At 62.2% G+C, this 16,214-nt stretch carries 12 protein-coding genes; 6 read left to right on the top strand and 6 right to left on the bottom strand.

All coding sequences use genetic code 11. From position 1 onward, the window contains the following. Positions 1 to 38 precede the first annotated feature (38 nt). From LUN51_RS15110 to LUN51_RS15100, 3 genes are all read left to right on the top strand, one after another. On the top strand, positions 39 to 713 hold the full coding sequence (locus LUN51_RS15110) for an alpha/beta hydrolase (RefSeq protein WP_277811896.1): 675 nt from the start codon (positions 39 to 41) through the stop codon (positions 711 to 713). Then, positions 713 to 1,345, top strand: coding sequence for a DUF938 domain-containing protein (locus LUN51_RS15105; RefSeq protein ID WP_277811895.1), 633 nt, complete (start codon positions 713 to 715; stop codon positions 1,343 to 1,345). Before LUN51_RS15110 ends, LUN51_RS15105 begins: the two co-directional genes overlap by 1 nt. Before the next feature lie 160 nt (positions 1,346 to 1,505). Beyond that, positions 1,506 to 1,748 (top strand): hypothetical protein, encoded by a 243-nt coding sequence (locus LUN51_RS15100; RefSeq protein WP_277811894.1) that lies wholly within the window; start codon positions 1,506 to 1,508, stop codon positions 1,746 to 1,748. A gap of 178 nt (positions 1,749 to 1,926) precedes the next feature. Here the strand turns inward: LUN51_RS15100 and LUN51_RS15095 are convergent, their stop codons facing one another. From LUN51_RS15095 to LUN51_RS15085, 3 genes are all read right to left on the bottom strand, one after another. Beyond that, entirely contained in the window at positions 1,927 to 3,339 is a 1,413-nt protein-coding gene (locus LUN51_RS15095; protein WP_277811893.1) for a PhoH family protein, read from the bottom strand. A gap of 211 nt (positions 3,340 to 3,550) precedes the next feature. Further along, positions 3,551 to 5,593, bottom strand: coding sequence for a CocE/NonD family hydrolase (locus tag LUN51_RS15090; RefSeq protein WP_277811892.1), 2,043 nt, complete (start codon positions 5,591 to 5,593; stop codon positions 3,551 to 3,553). A 38-nt stretch (positions 5,594 to 5,631) separates the two neighbouring features. Next, on the bottom strand, positions 5,632 to 6,933 hold the full coding sequence (locus LUN51_RS15085) for an ATP-grasp domain-containing protein (RefSeq protein WP_277811891.1): 1,302 nt from the start codon (positions 6,931 to 6,933) through the stop codon (positions 5,632 to 5,634). Between the two features lie 349 nt (positions 6,934 to 7,282). Here LUN51_RS15085 and LUN51_RS15080 point away from each other — a divergent pair, with 349 nt between their 5' ends. Genes LUN51_RS15080 through iadA form a run of 3 tightly spaced genes read left to right on the top strand, consistent with a single transcriptional unit; the run spans position 7,283 to position 11,936 of the window. Next, positions 7,283 to 8,137: a cyanophycinase gene (locus LUN51_RS15080; RefSeq protein WP_277811890.1), complete on the top strand. Its 855-nt coding sequence runs from the start codon at positions 7,283 to 7,285 to the stop codon at positions 8,135 to 8,137. Next, positions 8,134 to 10,770, top strand: coding sequence for a cyanophycin synthetase (gene cphA, locus LUN51_RS15075; protein ID WP_277811889.1), 2,637 nt, complete (start codon positions 8,134 to 8,136; stop codon positions 10,768 to 10,770). Before LUN51_RS15080 ends, cphA begins: the two co-directional genes overlap by 4 nt. Further along, a complete protein-coding gene (gene iadA, locus LUN51_RS15070; RefSeq protein ID WP_277811888.1) occupies positions 10,767 to 11,936 on the top strand; it encodes a beta-aspartyl-peptidase in 1,170 nt (389 codons plus the stop codon). The genes cphA and iadA overlap by 4 nt, the downstream gene beginning before the upstream one ends. 9 nt (positions 11,937 to 11,945) lie before the next feature. Here iadA and nirD read toward each other — a convergent pair whose 3' ends face one another. The 3 genes from nirD to LUN51_RS15055 are packed head-to-tail and all read right to left on the bottom strand — an operon-like array spanning position 11,946 to position 16,142. Next, positions 11,946 to 12,308, bottom strand: a complete 363-nt coding sequence (gene nirD, locus LUN51_RS15065; protein WP_277811887.1) for a nitrite reductase small subunit NirD — start codon at positions 12,306 to 12,308, stop codon at positions 11,946 to 11,948. Between the two features lie 28 nt (positions 12,309 to 12,336). Then, complete coding sequence (gene nirB, locus LUN51_RS15060) at positions 12,337 to 14,874, bottom strand: nitrite reductase large subunit NirB (RefSeq protein WP_431355585.1); 2,538 nt, start codon at positions 14,872 to 14,874, stop codon at positions 12,337 to 12,339. A gap of 2 nt (positions 14,875 to 14,876) precedes the next feature. Then, positions 14,877 to 16,142: an NAD(P)/FAD-dependent oxidoreductase gene (locus LUN51_RS15055; RefSeq protein ID WP_277811885.1), complete on the bottom strand. Its 1,266-nt coding sequence runs from the start codon at positions 16,140 to 16,142 to the stop codon at positions 14,877 to 14,879. Positions 16,143 to 16,214: the final 72 nt, after the last annotated feature.

The raw sequence follows: 16,214 nt of genomic DNA, 5'->3' as shown, positions 1-16,214 counted from the left end.
TCTTTGTGTCTTCGAATGCCTTTCAAGGAGCCGAGCCGATGGCCGATTCTTCGCCACTGATCATCGAACCCCACCACCGCGCCGCCGATGCGACGGTGATTCTTTTGCATGGGCTGGGGGCCGATGGCCACGATTTCGAGCCGCTGGTGCCGGCATTGCCGCTGGATGAGTCGCTGGCGGTGCGCTTCATCCTGCCGCATGCGCCACGCCTTGCGGTGACGGTGAACGGTGGCATGGAGATGCCGGCGTGGTATGACATTCTCGACATGAACCTTGGTCGGCGCATCGACGAGGCCCAGCTCAAGGCCTCATCGGAGCGCGTTCATGCGCTGATCGATGCCGAGATCGCCAAAGGCATCGATAGCCGCCGCATTGTCGTTGCCGGGTTCTCGCAGGGCGGGGCGGTGGCTTACCACGCGGCGTTGACGTACCCCAAGCCGCTGGCGGGCCTGTTGGCGCTTTCGACCTATTTCGCCACGGCCGAGTCGATTCAGCCTAGCGAGGCCAATCGTGCACTGCCCATCGAGGTGCATCACGGCAGCTTCGACCCGGTGGTGCCCGAAACGTTGGGCCACGAGGGCGCCGAGCGAGCCGAGGCGCTGGGCTACGAGGTGAATTACCGTACTTACCCCATGCAGCATGCGCTATGCCCCGAACAGATCGAGGACATTGGCCAGTGGCTGAACGCTCGGCTGGGCGCGAAGGAGGCATGATGCAGAGCATGGAAACGCCCGAGCCCGGTGACGGCGTGCGCCTTTCCACACCCGCCGCGAAGCGCAACCGCGAGCCGATCCTGGCGCTGCTACGCGAGGTGTTGCCGGCCTCTGGCCGTGTCCTCGAAATTGCCAGCGGTAGTGGCGAGCATGCCGTGCATTTCGCCCAGCATCTTCCCGCGCTGATTTGGCAACCCAGCGATCCCAGCGCGCAGGCTCGTCGTTCCATCGACGCTTGGCGGCGTCACGCGGAGTTGACGAATATCGAGTCGCCGCTCGCGCTGGATGTCACCCAACCCTGGCCCGATGAGGCCGGTGAGCCGTCCGCCATGCTGTGCATCAATATGCTGCATATTTCGCCATGGGCGGCGACCCAGGCGCTATTGCGTGAGGCGGGGCATCGCTTGCCGTTGGGTGGTGTGTTGATCGTTTACGGCCCCTTTATGCGTGACGGCGAACACACCGCCGCGAGCAACGCGGCCTTCGATGCCGACCTGCGTCAGCGCGACCCAGCCTGGGGCATTCGTGCTCTGGAGGATGTCGAGGCGGAGGCCCAGCTAAACGGGCTTGCGTTGCAACGCGTCGACGAATTGCCGGCGAACAACTTGGGGGTGGTCTTTCTGCGGCACTAACGTTGCTTGGGCGCAGACGTTGCTTAAAAAGTGCCTGCGCTTGATTTCTCCGCTCTGGCCCCAAACACTGTGGATAGGCACATGGATAGATAGACACATGGATTGCGAGGGTCGCGGCGCGGCGCTCGTTCCGCCACGGCAGGATCATGGAGGAAAGGCGATGAACGAAGATTTTTCCGTCGAGTTGCGTTTGCCCAAGGGATGCCCGAATTGCGGCAGTCATAAGGTGACGGTCTCCCAGGCGCAGCAACCCGACGATATCGTGTTCTGCAGCTCGTGCAATACCGAGATCTGCGATTACCAGACCGCCAAGAAAATGCTCGACGAGATGCCGCGCAGCGAGAACGAGCAGCTCATCGAAGACGTGGTCAACAACCGCAAGCCCTCTTCTACCGAAGAGTAGCCTCACCACCGACATGGCGTGACCCTACGGTTACCACCAAGACGGTTATAAAGATCGTCTTAAGATGTAAAGTGATCGTCGTAAGCTCAAGAATGGTGTGAAGCGCGCGCCCCGGTCTTTTGACCGGGGCGCTCTGCGTTGAGAGGGATGAAAAGGAGGTTGCGTTATCGACGCGGTGTCAGAGCAGTTCCTCGGCAGCGAGGGCGAGGCGTGAGCGTTCGACGCTTTTCAGCGTCACGTGGCCGGCATGCGGCCAGTCGCGGAAACGTTCCACGGCGTAGGCCATGCCACAGGTGTTGGCGGTGAGGTAGGGCGTGTCGATCTGTCCGACGTTACCTAGCAGTACTAGCTTGGTATTGCGCCCTGCCCGCGTGATCAGTGCTTTGAGCTGCTTGGGGGTGAAATTCTGCGCCTCATCGATGATCAGGAAAGTGTCGCTCAGGGTGCGTCCGCGCATGAAGGTTGGCGAGCGAATTTGCACACGGGAGCCGATTAACTGTCGGGTGGCGCCGTCGCTCCAGCTTGAGCTGCCGTGTTGTTCGTCGCGTAAAAGGTTGTCCATGTTGTCGTGGAAGGCGCCCATCCAGGGCGACATCTTTTCTTCCTCGGTGCCCGGGAGGAAGCCGATATCCTCGCCCATGGGGATCGGTGCGCGGGTGAAGACGATACGCTCGAAGTGTTTGCTATCGAGGGTTTGCTGGAAGGCCGCCGCCAGCGTCATGTAGGTCTTACCGGTCCCGGCGTTGCCGGCGATGGTGACCAGGTCGATCTCGGGGTCCATCAGCAGGTTGAGGGTGAAGTTCTGGCGGCTGTCATGGGCGTGTACGCCCCAGACGCCGTCGTGATGACGGTAGTTGGTCAGCAGTTGCAGCGTGGCGCGGTGCGGTGCGAACGAGCGTACGATGGCCTCGAAATCGGCGCCATTGTCGCTGTCCGATACCAGCATGCCGACGTGCCAGTCCTTGGGCAGCTCGCCAGCAAGGTGATAGAAGGTGCCGTCTTCCGTGCGCTCGACATCGACCTCGACATCGAGCCGGTCCCACAGCCCTCGGCCTTCCACGCCGGCCTCGGCGTAGACTTTGGCGCCCTCGATCATGGCGTCGAGATCGTCGAAGGCGCGGTCGTTGAGGTAATCCTCCACCGGAACGTTCAGTGCCGCCGCCTTGACGCGCAGATTGATGTCCTTGGTGACCAGAATCACCGAAGCATCGGGACGCTCGTCACGCAGACGGCAGGTCTCGGCGAGCAGGCGGTTATCAGGGGAATCGACCAGCGGGTCGAGCGTCTTGAGGTCGGTGTAGCACAGGAAACGCAGGCGGCCGCTGGGACCATGGCTCACGGGTAATGGAATGCCCTCTTGAATTTGCTCGGGAGTGAAGCGAGACGTCAGGTCGGAAAGCGTGCGGCTGATTTGCCGCGCGGTCTGGGCGATTTCACGAATCCCATTCTTGTGCTTATCGAGTTCCTCCAGCACCGTCATAGGGATGACGACATCATGTTCCTCGAAGTGGTACAGGGCTGCGGGGTCATGGATCAGGACATTGGTATCCAGCACGTAGAGCCGGGTCACTTTCTTGTCGAGTCTCACCATCGGGGGAAGCACTCCTTGGTTAACGGCTTCTCCGACCCTGACAGGATGATGTTGCGGGCATGTGGCGCCCGAATCACCTTGTCAGCGTCGCCTGCGAAACAGTCCGGTCGAGGTGGGGTGTCGGGCATTCTCCTTTCGCGTGTCGTATGACGTAAGCATGGCCGAGCGCCAAAAAATTGCAATTTTTGGCTGGTGTCGCCGCCATGAGTGTCTAAACGAGGTCGCGCGGGATCTCCTCATCCCAGCTCTTGGCGAAGACTCGGCTATCGTTCTCGTAGGCGTCCAGGGTGGCACGCACGCGGAAGCTTTCCGTGCTGGAGGTCATCAAGGTGCGCGTCACGCTGCGCACTTCCCAGTCGCCACGCCGGAAACAACGCTCCCATTGCGTCCAGCCGCTGATGTTGTCGTAGTTACCGTAGGCGTAGGTATAGCGTTCGGTGATGCGCACCGAGAGTTCAAGGTCGATGTCATCCAGGCGGAAGGTGCCCTCGTCGTTGATGACTTCGAGCGTGGTTTGGTCATTGGCGAGATCGCGTATCACCCGCCACGTTTCCTGGCTGGGTTGTATCAGGGTTCTGGCGAGCGGCGGGGCGGCTTCCGGTGGCGCAAATGCAGGCAGTGCAGCTTCTTCTTGGGGCTGGGGAGTGCGACATGGCAATAGTAACTGGCTGCCGGCGGGATGAATCGTCAGCTTGACCGGGGCCGGCGAAGGCCAAGCCAGTGGCCAGTAACTGCTCGAGATCGACAGCCGAATGGCGTTACCTGCGGGGAACTGCTGGGCAATATGCTTGAGTAGCACGCGCACGTGATAGCGCTTGCCCGGTTCCAGTGGCTGAGGATGTTCGTCGCTGTCACGGTGGGTCAGGTTGAGCAGACCATAGGAAATTCGCGTGGCCTTGTCGTCCTCGGCGATGTCGCTGAGGCGTATGGCGACCATCGCCACCGGTTGGTCGGCCTCTATCTCGAGTTCGACCACGGGCTGCCCGCAGATTTCGATGTCCTGGTCGAGTCGCGCCGTCTGGAAAACCAGCGCGCCGCCGTCTTCGTCGCGTTGGTCGTGAGGCAGATCCGGCGGAGCGTTGTAGGAGCACCACTTGCCGGCGAAAAGCCCCACCGATAGCGGTGAGCGTATCGAAAGCGGTGTCTCGTCGTGGTCCTCAGGGAGAGTGGAGGCCGCCGCCATAGGCAGCAGGTCGTGGCCGCTGGTCAGGCGGAAGGGCTGCATGTCGATGCGCGGCGATGGCCAACTGGGTTCAGTCACCCAGCGCCCAGGGCGTGTCTCATAGCGCGCCGAGGGCGGCACCGACTCTTGCATCCAGACGCGCAGCATCGGTTCGTCCATGATCCCGGTGTCCTTGTCTTTCAGCCAGTGATCCCACCAGCGCAGCGATTCCTGCAGAAAGCCGATGGCAGGGCCCGGTACGCCCAGATGGGGATACTTGTGCGCCCAAGGGCCCACCAGGCCCTTGCGTGGCACGTCGAGTCCTGCCAGCAAGCGGAAAACGGCGTTGCAATAGCCGTCGGCCCAGCCGCTTACGGCGTACACGGGGCAGCGGATGCGAGAGAAGTCCTCGCAGACGGAGCCGTGCTTCCAGTAGGCATCGCGGCGCTGATGCTGCAGCCACTTGGCCAGCCACAGGCCGCTGTCCTCGAGGCGTTCCTGCCACATCTCACGCCAGCGCTCGCCGACGAGCAACGGGTCGGGCGGACAGGCATTGGCATCGAACATGGTCGAGGCCCATGACAAGTTGTCGCCGAGCAGGCAGCCGCCCATATGGTGGACATCGTCGGCGTAGCGGTCATCGGTCGAGCACAGGGTGATGACTGCCTTGAGTTCGGGAGGCTGCAGCGCCGCGATTTGCAGGCCGTTGAAGCCGCCCCAGGAAATGCCGATCATGCCGACATTTCCGGTGCACCACGTTTGTTGCCCCAGCCACTTTAGGATTTCGACGCCATCGTCGAGTTCCTGTTGCAGGTATTCATCTCGCAGCACACCATCCGATTCACCACTGCCGCGAATGTCGACGCGTACCCCGGCGTAACCGTGGCCGGCCCAGTAAGCGTGCGACTGAGCATCGCGCATCGCCGTCAGGTCGCGCTTGCGGTAAGGCAAATACTCGAGTATAGCCGGCACGGGGTCGCGTTCGGCATCTATCGGGCGCCAAATACGCACGGCCAGTCGGCAGCCATCGGCGAGCGTGATCCAGTCTTCCTCCTCGTGAATCTGGCGGGGAAAATGGCGAACGATGTGCATGCAGTGCTCCCGTGAATGAGGTTTGGGGTGGTAAGGCGCTAGCCGATGATCTCCTCGAATTCGAAATGTAGCTGCTCGGCGAGCCGCGCATAGTTTTCTTCCAGCGCAGTATCGTCGTCTGCGCCCATCCATATATAGGCCAGGGCGAAACTGTAGCTATCCTGCTCGGGAAGGGAGGACAGCCGGGTGCCGATCTCGGCTTGAAGCGCGATCACGGTGCCGGGAAACGCTTTCTCCAAGGCTTCTATTTCCTCTTCCGTCGGCACGCGGCTAATAGTGGCGTCGGCGAAGAACACCCGATAGAAGAATTTCGCCGCGACCTTGAACGCTCCTTGGCGATAGGGCATGTCGGGCAGTTGGCCTAGCGCCAGATCCACCGTTATCTGCTGGTGACTGACCCCATCGACCTTCTCGAATAGATCGCAATGCGATTGCGCGATACGCGTATTGATTTCCAATAGCCAGATGCGGTCTTGTACTTCGTCCCAGAAATATTCGATGTTGAAGGCGGCATTATCATAGCCGATATGTTTCATGACTTGGCGCGTTAGTTCTCGCATTTTTTCCTGAATATGATCGGGAAGGCGCGACGGATATCGATAATAGAAGAAGCTCAGAACTTGTGGATATCGAATCGAGTCGACGATGCCATAGGGTACGATATCACCTTGGAAAACATACCCTTCTACCGTGCATTGCCAACCACCTATGATCTCTTCCGCCATGCAATAGCCGCCATCGATGGCGCGCACTTCTTCAGATAGTTTGGCGTGGTCCAAAATGAAATTGAAGGGTTCTGAAATCGTTCCGATGTCTTCGCATAATCGTGAGATGGCCTGTTCGAAATCTTCAGGGCTTTCGATGCGAAAACCCAGGCGTGAACCCGAGGATTTAATGGGTTTGACGAAGAAGGGAAAGTAAAGACCTTCTTCACCAATTTTATGCAGTGCCTCAGGGTCGAAGGGGTCGAACGCTGTGAAGCGCGGGATATAGTCGCTGATCACCTCGCGTTGAACGCATCGGCTCCAATACTTGTGCTCGCATTTGAGCAGGCTTTCCAGGCTGGTGGAGCGCGTGCCGAAACGCTCACAGAGTAGGGGCAACATGGTCGACACGGGGAAGTCCATGTAGCCGACGATGGCATCGATCGGGTCCTGGAATTCATTCAACTGCGCCTCGGCCCGGGACAGCATGTCCTCGATGGGGAAGATCTCCGTGTCGTAGACCTCCGAGGGTTCGATCACGCCATGGAACCGGTAGTGCTCGGCACCGCGCAGATGTTCCAAGCGCTTCCTGTTAAGTGCATCCAACCCGACAACGAACACGTTCCTGTCGCTCATAATCGCCTCCTGGCGCAAGCTCGGCTGCTGGGATCCTGTGAGCCGAAGCACAATGGTTCGTACCGCTCTTGGTTGTTCTACCCTTTTAGACTGGGAATGGGAGATGTCAATGTTTGCAGAATAGCGTGTTGTGACGAATGCGCTGAGCCAAAACGAGTATAAACGAGAATCTCATTGTTTTACGGGAAAAGAATGGTCCGGGGAGGAAGGGAGCATTAATCTGGCGGGGATGAGGTAGGGCTGTTATAAGTGAAGAATCGGGTTCGATTGTCACGCGATACGACATTACCTGTAGAAGAGGTAATGGTTCAGCATTTCCTTAACAGCGTTGCTAAACGGCGAGAGGAATATGACGTCACGACCCCCTACCGTATGCGGCCATATCGTGGCCATTGGCGGTGCCGAGGACAAAACCTCCGAACTTGCCATTCTCAAGCGTGTTTTCGAACTGGCGCCCGAGGACAGTCGCGAAGTGGCCGTCATCGCCACGGCGAGCAGTATTCCCGAACAGCTCTTGCCCAGCTATGAAGCGGCTTTCCGTCGGCTGGGTGCGAGCCAGGTGCATGCACTGAATATTCAGGATCGTCAGCAAGCCGCCGATGTCGACAATGCCCGTTTGATTCAGCGCAGTGGGGTGATCTTCTTCACCGGGGGCGACCAACTGCGCCTGACCACTGTGCTGGGAGGCTCCGCCACGTTGCGTGCCATCCGCGAGCGCTTGCGAGTGGGCGCTGTGGTAGCGGGCACCAGCGCGGGCGCGGCGGCGATGCCCAGCACCATGATCTACAACGGTGCGGCGTCGGATGCCTTGCGCAAGGGCGCGGTGAACATGACCTTCGGACTCGGATTCGTACGTGGCATGATCATCGACAGCCATTTCCTCGAACGGGGGCGATTCACTCGCCTGATGGAAGTCGGTGCCAGCAATCCCGAGCAACTGGGCATCGGCCTCGGTGAGGACGCTGCCGTCATTATCTATCCCAACCGTGTGCTCGAAACCATCGGGCCGGGGCATGTCATCATCATCGATAGCCGGGATCTCGCGAGTTCGAATATCTCGGAATTGGAAATGGGCGAGCCCGTCGCCGTCGAAAACATGATCCTGCACGCCATGGTCAGCGGTCACGGCTACGATGTCGATGCGCGACGTTACCTGGTGGCAGATGAGCTCGAAACGGTATTGGCAGGGAGGCGCAATACATGAAGATTCTAGAGCATCGCGCGTTGCGCGGGCCGAACTATTACAGTCGCTACCCGGCGATTTTTATGCGCCTGGATATCGAGGAACTCGAGGCGCAGCCAAGTGACACCGTGCCCGGTATCGTCGAGCGTACCTCCCGGCTTTTGCCGACCCTCGCGGAGCATCGCTGCTCGGTGGGGCGGCCCGGAGGCTTTTTGGAAAGGCTGACACGGGGTACCTGGGCCGGCCATGTCGTCGAGCATGTGGCGATCGAGTTGCAGAATCTGATCGGCTTCTCGGTTGGGTATGGCAAGACGGTCGATTCCTACGAGACGGGGATCTACAACGTCGTCTATCGCTACCGCGATGAGGCATGTGGCCTGGCGGCCGGGGTCGAGGCGGTGGAGGTCGTTACCCGGCTGTTCGCGGGCGAAGATAGCGATATCGAGGCGATCATCGCCCGCCTCAAGGATGTACGTGACGCACACATGCTGGGGCCATCGACCGCTTCGATCGTGGCGGCCGCGCAGCGCCGTGGAATTCCCTATGCGCGCCTCGACGAAGACACTAGTTACGTACAATTAGGGCATGGTTATCGCCAACAACACTTTCAGGCGACGGTGACCTGCCGTACGAACCTGATTGGCCATGGCATCGCTCATGACAAGGATTGGACCAAGCGGATTCTCGGCGAAGCGGGTATCCCTGTACCGCGCGGACATGTGTGTCATTCACGTGACGAGGCACTCGAAACGGCGCATCAAATCGGCTACCCGGTCGTCGTTAAACCGTTGATCGGCAACCACGGTCGTGGTGTCAGCACGGACATCGAGGATGACCAGGCCTTGGAAAACGCCTTTGCGGTCGCGTCCGGCCACAACGAGGCGGTTATCATCGAGCAGTATATCCGGGGAGAGGATCACCGGCTGCTGGTGATTGACGGCAAGCTCGTGGCGGCGGCCAGGCGGCGTCCGGCCCACGTGGTCGGCGATGGCAAGAGCACGCTGCAAGCATTGATCGACAATGAGAACGGCGACCCGCGCCGTGGCATCGGCCATGAAAACCTGCTGACGCAAATCGATGTCGACGCACAAACGCTTCGGCTGCTGGCGCAGCAGAACCTGACGCTGGATAGCGTTATCTCAAGCGACGAGGTCGTCTATCTCAAGCCGACTGCGAATTTGAGCACTGGTGGCACGGCGACGGACGTCACCGAGGATGTGCATCCCGAGGTGACCTACACGGCGGAGCGTATCGCCCGTCTGGTGGGCCTCGATATCATCGGCATCGACCTGCTTGCCGAGACGCTGACGCGCCCGCTGGAGGAGCAATCGGCGGCGGTGGTCGAGGTCAACGCCGGGCCGGGTTTTCGCATGCATCTTTCCCCGACCCACGGCACTGGCCGGGACGTCGGCGATCATGTGGTCGATATGCTATTTCCGGAGAGCGAGAATAATGGTCGCATCCCCATCGTGGCGGTCACCGGCACCAACGGTAAGACGACGACGGTCCGCCTGATCTCGCATTTACTACGTCAGGCGGGGCGCAGTGTCGGCACGGCGTGCACGGGGGCCATCGAGATCGACAATCACGTTATCATGCGTGGCGACTACAGCGGCCCGCAGGCCGCCGCGACCGTCCTGCGCGAGCCCACCGTCGAGTATGCCGTGCTCGAGGTTGCGCGTGGCGGCATCATGCGCCGGGGATTGGGGTTCGATGAATGCCAGGTCGGCGTGTTGTTGAACATTGCCAGCGATCATCTGGGCGAGAGCGACATTCATACCCTGGACGAACTGGCACGCTGCAAGAGCGTGGTGATCGATGCGGTCGGCGAATCGGGCACCGCGGTGCTCAATGCCGACGATCCGCGCGTGCTGGCGAGTGGCGAATGGGCGCGTGGCGACATCATCTACTTCACGCTGGACCCCGACTCGCCGGTCATACGCGAGCATGTGAGCGACCATGGCGTCGCTTTCACGGTGCATCACGGCCATATCGTGATGCTGCAAGGCCAGGTGGTGGCCGAGGTGCTTCCCGTCACGAACGCGCCTATCACCTTCGACGGGTTCGCGCGCTTCAATATCGCCAATGCCCTGGCGGCGAGTGCCGCGGCCCATGCGCTGGGGCTGAGTATCGCCGATATACAACTGGGCTTGCAGACCTTCCATCCGACGCCGGGGCAGAACCCTGGGCGCACCAACCTGATCGATGCCGGTGGCGTGAAGGTGCTGATCGACTATGGTCACAACGTGCCGGCACTCGAGGCCTTGAGCGAGCTGGTGAGAAGCATTCCGGCGCAACGGCGCATCGGCGTGGCCAGTGCCCCAGGCAATCGGCGTGACGAGGATCTGTTCGCGCTGGGCGCGTTGCTCGCCAAGATGCATGACATCGTCTTTCTCTGCGATACCGTCCCGCGTGGGCGTCCCGCGGGCGAGACTGTCGACTTGCTGCGTGCGGGCGCGGCGTCGGTGTCGAACGGGTGTCGGGTCGAGACCGTCATGCAAGAACTCGATGCGGTTGATCGGGCGCTCGACGAGGCCGCCGAGGGCGATCTGCTGGTGTTGCTGGTGGATGATGTCGATGCCGTCACCGAGCGTTTGCGCGGGCGGCGTTTCGAGTCGCTGACACCGAATGGTGTCGAAGGGGCACGACCATGAGGCCGGGTCAGGCACGCCCCGCCGGTACGATGACCCTGCTGCGTGTCGGCGAGGCGTTTGCGCCCGAACGACTGGCGGCTACCGACATTCTCATGGCCGGCGGGAAAATCGTGGCGCTGGGACAGGGTCTCGAGGTCCCCCGTGGCTGGCCCATCCGGGAAGTGGTTGCGCGCGATCTGATCGCCGTGCCCGCCTTTATCGATCAGCATGTGCATGTCACCGGCGGCGGGGGCGAGGGCGGTTGCGGTACGCGCTGCCCGCCGATCAGCGCCCATGACATCGCGTCGATGGGCATCGGTACGGTCGTCGGGGTGCTGGGTACCGACAGCATCAGCCGTTCGCCGGCCGATTTACTGGCCTCGGTGCGCGGCCTCGCGGCCGAGGGACTAACGGCTTACATGTATACGGGCGCGTATCGTGTGCCGCCGCCGACGCTTACTGGCGACATTCAGCGCGATCTGGCGTGGATCCCCGAGGTCATCGGCGTCGGGGAAATCGCCATCTCCGATCATCGCTCGAGCCAGCCGCGCCAGGATGAGCTCGCCCGGCTGGTGAGCGACGCGCGCGTCGGCGCCATGCTGGCTGGCAAGCGAGGCATTTGTCATTTCCATCTCGGCGATGGCAAGCGCGGCTTGGCGCCTCTGCGCCAGTTGCTTGAAGAGACCGAGCTTCCACCTGATCAGATCATCCCGACCCATGTGAATCGCCGTCCTGAGCTGCTCGAGGACGCGGCGGATTATGCGCTGGCGTTTGGTGCCAGCGTGGATGTCACCGCCTTCGAAGACGCGGGCGACGGACTATCCGCCTTCGACGCAGTGTCGCGACTCCTGGCACGTGGCGTTCCGTCGACACGCATCACCCTGAGTTCCGACTGCAATGGCAGCCTGCCGGAGTTCGACGCCGATGGCGCCTATGTGGGCATGCAGGTGGCGCGCAATACGGCGCTGATCGCGGACTGGCAACGGCTCGTGCAGGAGGAGGTATTGCCACTCGAGTCGGCGCTGGGGCTGCTGACCGCTAACGTCGCACACGTGTTGGGCCTGCATGCCCACAAGGGGCGCCTGGCGCTGGGCTTCGATGCCGATATTACCTTGCTCGATCGCGCCCTGCGCCCCCAGCGGATCTTCGTCGCAGGCCGGTGCCTGCATGGCGACGTCGATACTTGATGGCCGTTGCTATGTCTTGATCATCACCTGCTCGTCTTCGATCTTGACTTCCCAGGTACGCAGGCGGACGTTTTCGTCCTCGACGCAGACGCCATCAGAGAGGCGGAAGTGCTGCTTGTAGATTGGCGAGGCGATGACGGGTTCGTCTTTTATATCGCCGACGATGCCGCGTGCGATGACGTTGGCGTTGGAAAACGGGTCGTGGTTGTCCACGGCGTAGACCTCGGGGGCCAGGCCGGGCAGGTACAAAAGCGCGACTTGCGTGTCGGCGCTGGCCAGCCAGGCGGCGACGCCGGAATGAGCCACCAGATCGGCCTTTGAGCACAGAGTCTGCCAGGTCACTTCGCTCTTGAGGGCTGTTGCAGTGTTCATGGTGTTTTCCTCATTAGTGTCCAATAGCTTAGGCCGGGCGCAGTTGACCGCGCTCCTCGGTAGCAATGATGTCCGGATCGGGGCCATCATCATTGACGAAGGTGCGGAAGCGCTTGAGTTTCTCCGGGTCGGATAGGGTGTTGGCCCATTCGCATTCGTAGGTGTCGATGATGTGCTGCATCTGGGCTTCGAGTTCGTCACCGAGTCCGAGGCTATCGTCGAGCACGACGTCCTTGAGGTAGTCGAGTCCCCCTTCGAGGTTCTCGCGCCACACCGAGGTGCGCTGCAGACGGTCGGCGGTGCGGATGTAGAACATCAGGAAGCGGTCGATAGTGCGAATCAACTGCTCGTCGTCGAGGTCGGTGGCGAAGAGTTCGCCGTGGCGCGGGCGCATGCCGCCGTTACCGCAGATGTAGAGGTTCCAGCCGTTTTCGGTGGCGATCACGCCGACGTCCTTGCTCTGCGCTTCGGCGCATTCGCGAGTGCAACCTGAGACGGCGAACTTGAGCTTGTGTGGCGATCGCAGCCCCTTGTAGCGCTCCTCGAGATGGATCGCCATACCTACGCTGTCTTGCACGCCGTAGCGGCACCAGGTGCTACCCACGCAGGATTTCACCGTGCGCGTGGCCTTGCCGTAGGCGTGGCCGGTCTCGAAGCCGGCCTCGATCAGTTCGCCCCAGATATCGGGGAGTTGATGGAGCTGGGCGCCGAACAGGTCGACGCGCTGCCCGCCGGTGATCTTGGTGTAGAGCCCGTACTTCTTGCCGACTTCGCCCAGCACGATCAGCTTCTCGGGCGTGACTTCGCCGCCGGGGATGCGCGGTACGACCGAATAGGTACCGTTTTTCTGCATGTTGGCCATGAAGGTGTCGTTGGTGTCCTGCAACGGCACATGGGCGGCATTGGTGATCGGCTCGTTGAAGCAGGCGGCGAGTATCGAGGCCACCGCGGGCTTGCATATATCGCAGCCGAGCTGCGGGGCGGATGAAGAGCCCAGGCCATGCCCGGATGACGTGCCGTGCTTTTCGATCAGTTCGCTGAAGGTCTTGATGCCCTCCACGCGGACAATGGAATAGAGCTCTTGGCGGGTGTGCGCGAAGTGCTCGCACAGCGATTGGTCGACCTCTACACCGCGCGCCTCCAGTTCATGATCGACGACACTCTTGAGCAGCGCCGCGCAGCCGCCGCAGCCGGTGCTGGCCTTGGTCTCGCCTTTGACGCTGGCCAGATCCAGGGCGCCGTCGTCGAGCGTGGCGCAGATATCGCCCTTGGTGACGTTGTGGCATGAGCAGATCGTCGCCGTTTCGGGCAGCGCGTCCGGCCCCAGGGTGGGGGCGCCATCACTGGAGGGCAGGATCAGCGAGGCCGGGTCCTCGGGGAGCTCGAGGCCGTTGGCGTAGTACTGCATCAGGGTATCGTAGGTCGCGTTGTCGCCGACCAGCATGGCGCCGAGTAGTTTCTTGGCGTCGCTGGACACCACCAGCTTGCGGTATTCTTGCTTGATCTCGTCCAGGTAGCGGAAGGTGCGAGCGCCGGGCGTGCGCTCGCCATGGGCGTCGCCGATGGCGCCGACATCTACGCCCAAAAGCTTGAGCTTGGTACTCATGTCGGCGCCGGTGAAGGTCGCATCGCCTTCGGTCAGCGTGGCGGCGGCGACTTTCGCCATCTGGTAGCCCGGCGCGACCAGCCCGAAGATGCTTTCCTGCCACAGCGCGACTTCACCGACGGCGAGAATCGCCGGGTCGCTGGTCAGGCAGTGGTCATCGATGACCACGCCACCACGTTCGCCGATTTCCAAGGCGCAGTCACGCGCAAGTTGATCGCGCGGCCGGATGCCGGCGGAGAACACGATAAGATCGGTTTCCAGCATCTTGTCGTCCTGGAAGACCATGCGGTGAAAGCTCGTCTCGCCGGCCTCGATGTGCTGTGTGGCACGGCCGGTGAGTACCTGCACGCCGAGCGCTTCGATCTTCTCGCGCAGCAACGCGCCCCCTTCGGCGTCCACCTGCATGGGCATCAAGCGGGGCGCGAACTCGACCACGGCGGTGTCCAGGTTCAGGCCGCGCAGGGCATTGGCGGCCTCCAGGCCCAGCAGGCCACCGCCGACGACCACGCCGGTGGTGGCGTCTTCGGCGGCCTCGCGAATGGCATCGAGGTCATCCAGGGTGCGATAGACCAGGCATTTCTCGCGATCATTGCCGGGAATCGGCGGCACGAAGGGGTAAGAGCCGGTCGCCAGGACCAGGCGATCATAAGGATGACGGCCGGATTCGGTGACGACCTCGTTGGCGTCGCGATCGATGGCGGTCACGCTGTCGTGAATGCGCAGTTCGATGCCGTGCTCGGCGTAGTAGTCGGTACTCGAGAGCGCCAGTGACTGGGCATCACGGCCGCTGAAGTATTCAGAGAGGTGTACGCGGTCGTAGGCCGGGTGGCGCTCCTCGCCGAACACGATGATGGCGTATTGGCGATGGGCGCCGAGCTCGACGAGCTGCTCGATCAGGTGATGGCCGACCATGCCGTTGCCGATCACGATCAAGCGCGGTGCGTTGGGGGGTGTGGGCATGTTCATGCGGCTTCCTCCGATAGAGTGTCGGGCGTATCGAGTAACGGTTGCGCGTCGTGCTCGCCGAATAGCAGCGCTTGGCGGCCGGCGCTCAGGTCATGGCCGGCCAGGGCGCATTGGAAGTACCACGGGCCGGCGGCGGTATCGCCGTAGAGGACAGCGCCTTCCAGGCGGCCATCGCGAAGCAGTAGGCGGCGGTAGTCGCCGTGCTGCGGGTCGTGATAAGTGAGCACGTCGTGCTCGGGCGCGGGCGTGATGGGGCCGAAGGCGTACAGCGAGATACCGCTGACCTTGAGCTTGGTGGCGCAGGGGCGTTCGCGATAAGGCGCGGGCGTTTCGCCGCATAGCCGGGCGGCGAGGACCTCGGCCTGGCGCCAGATGGGTTCGACGAGACCGTAGGTGGTGCCCTCGAACTCGCAGCATTCGCCGAGCGCCGAAATGCACGGATCGGACGTGGTCATGAAGGCATCGACCTGGATGCCGCGCGCGGTCGCCAGACCGGCGCGTTCGGCGAGTGAGGTGTTGGGCACGATGCCGATTGCCGCGACGACGCAGTCGGCTGCGAGCGTGGTCCCGTCGCTCAGGACGACGCCGGTGACGCGCTGGCCGTCGGCATCCGGGGCATAGGCCTCGAGGTCGGCGCCGGTGTGGATCTCGAGGCCGCGAGCGCGCAGCTCGGTGGCGAGCATGTCGGCGGCGGTGAGGTCGAGTTGGCGATTCATCAGCTGCGTTGCGCGGTGCACGACGCTGACCGTCATGCCGCGCTTGCGCATACCTTCGGCGGCCTCCAGGCCGAGCAGACCGCCACCTATGACCACGGCGCGGCCGCCCGCGTCGGCCAGGCTGGCCAGACGCTCGCCGTCCTCGAGATCACGAAAGGCGTGGATGCCGTCGAGGTCGCTGCCCGTCACCGCGGGGCGTGCGGCACGCGATCCGGTGGCGAGCACCAGCCGGTCGTAGGCGAGTCGGCGTCCCTGGTCGGTGGTCAGGGTGCGCGCCTGTCGGTCGATGGCGGTGACGCGCTCGCCGGCGATCAGGGTCACGCCTTGCGCTGTGTACCAGTCGCGCTCGCGCAGCGTCAGTGCCGAACGGTCCATGTCGCCGGCTAGCCAGGGCGAGAGCAGGATACGGTTGTAGGCCGTTGCCGGCTCGTCGCCGAGGATGGTGATGTGACGCGGACGATGGGGGTGCGCCAGCACGGTCTCGAGCAACCGGTGCCCGGCCATGCCGTTGCCGACGATCACCAGATGTTCGTCGCTTGCACTCATGCCGTCTGCCTCCCTGACAGTGTGAAGCAGAAACGCAAAAGCGCCTGACACCCGGTGGGGAAACCGGATGCC

Source organism: Chromohalobacter canadensis (assembly GCF_029544075.1).
GTDB classification, from domain to species: Bacteria; Pseudomonadota; Gammaproteobacteria; order Pseudomonadales; family Halomonadaceae; genus Chromohalobacter; species Chromohalobacter canadensis_A.
This window is presented reverse-complemented; position numbering and strand designations above follow the sequence as displayed.

Excerpts from the sequence above, each read along its gene's own strand:
- LUN51_RS15055 (WP_277811885.1), bottom strand. The coding sequence starts at position 16,142 with ATGAGTGCAAGCGACGAACATCTGGTGATCGTCGGCAACGGCATGGCC.
- LUN51_RS15095 (WP_277811893.1), bottom strand. The coding sequence starts at position 3,339 with ATGGTGAGACTCGACAAGAAAGTGACCCGGCTCTACGTGCTGGATACC.
- nirB (WP_431355585.1), bottom strand. The coding sequence starts at position 14,874 with ATGCCCACACCCCCCAACGCACCGCGCTTGATCGTGATCGGCAACGGC.
- LUN51_RS15100 (WP_277811894.1), top strand. The coding sequence starts at position 1,506 with ATGAACGAAGATTTTTCCGTCGAGTTGCGTTTGCCCAAGGGATGCCCG.
- LUN51_RS15110 (WP_277811896.1), top strand. The coding sequence starts at position 39 with ATGGCCGATTCTTCGCCACTGATCATCGAACCCCACCACCGCGCCGCC.
- iadA (WP_277811888.1), top strand. The coding sequence starts at position 10,767 with ATGAGGCCGGGTCAGGCACGCCCCGCCGGTACGATGACCCTGCTGCGT.
- LUN51_RS15105 (WP_277811895.1), top strand. The coding sequence starts at position 713 with ATGCAGAGCATGGAAACGCCCGAGCCCGGTGACGGCGTGCGCCTTTCC.
- cphA (WP_277811889.1), top strand. The coding sequence starts at position 8,134 with ATGAAGATTCTAGAGCATCGCGCGTTGCGCGGGCCGAACTATTACAGT.
- nirD (WP_277811887.1), bottom strand. The coding sequence starts at position 12,308 with ATGAACACTGCAACAGCCCTCAAGAGCGAAGTGACCTGGCAGACTCTG.
- LUN51_RS15090 (WP_277811892.1), bottom strand. The coding sequence starts at position 5,593 with ATGCACATCGTTCGCCATTTTCCCCGCCAGATTCACGAGGAGGAAGAC.
- LUN51_RS15085 (WP_277811891.1), bottom strand. The coding sequence starts at position 6,933 with ATGAGCGACAGGAACGTGTTCGTTGTCGGGTTGGATGCACTTAACAGG.
- LUN51_RS15080 (WP_277811890.1), top strand. The coding sequence starts at position 7,283 with ATGACGTCACGACCCCCTACCGTATGCGGCCATATCGTGGCCATTGGC.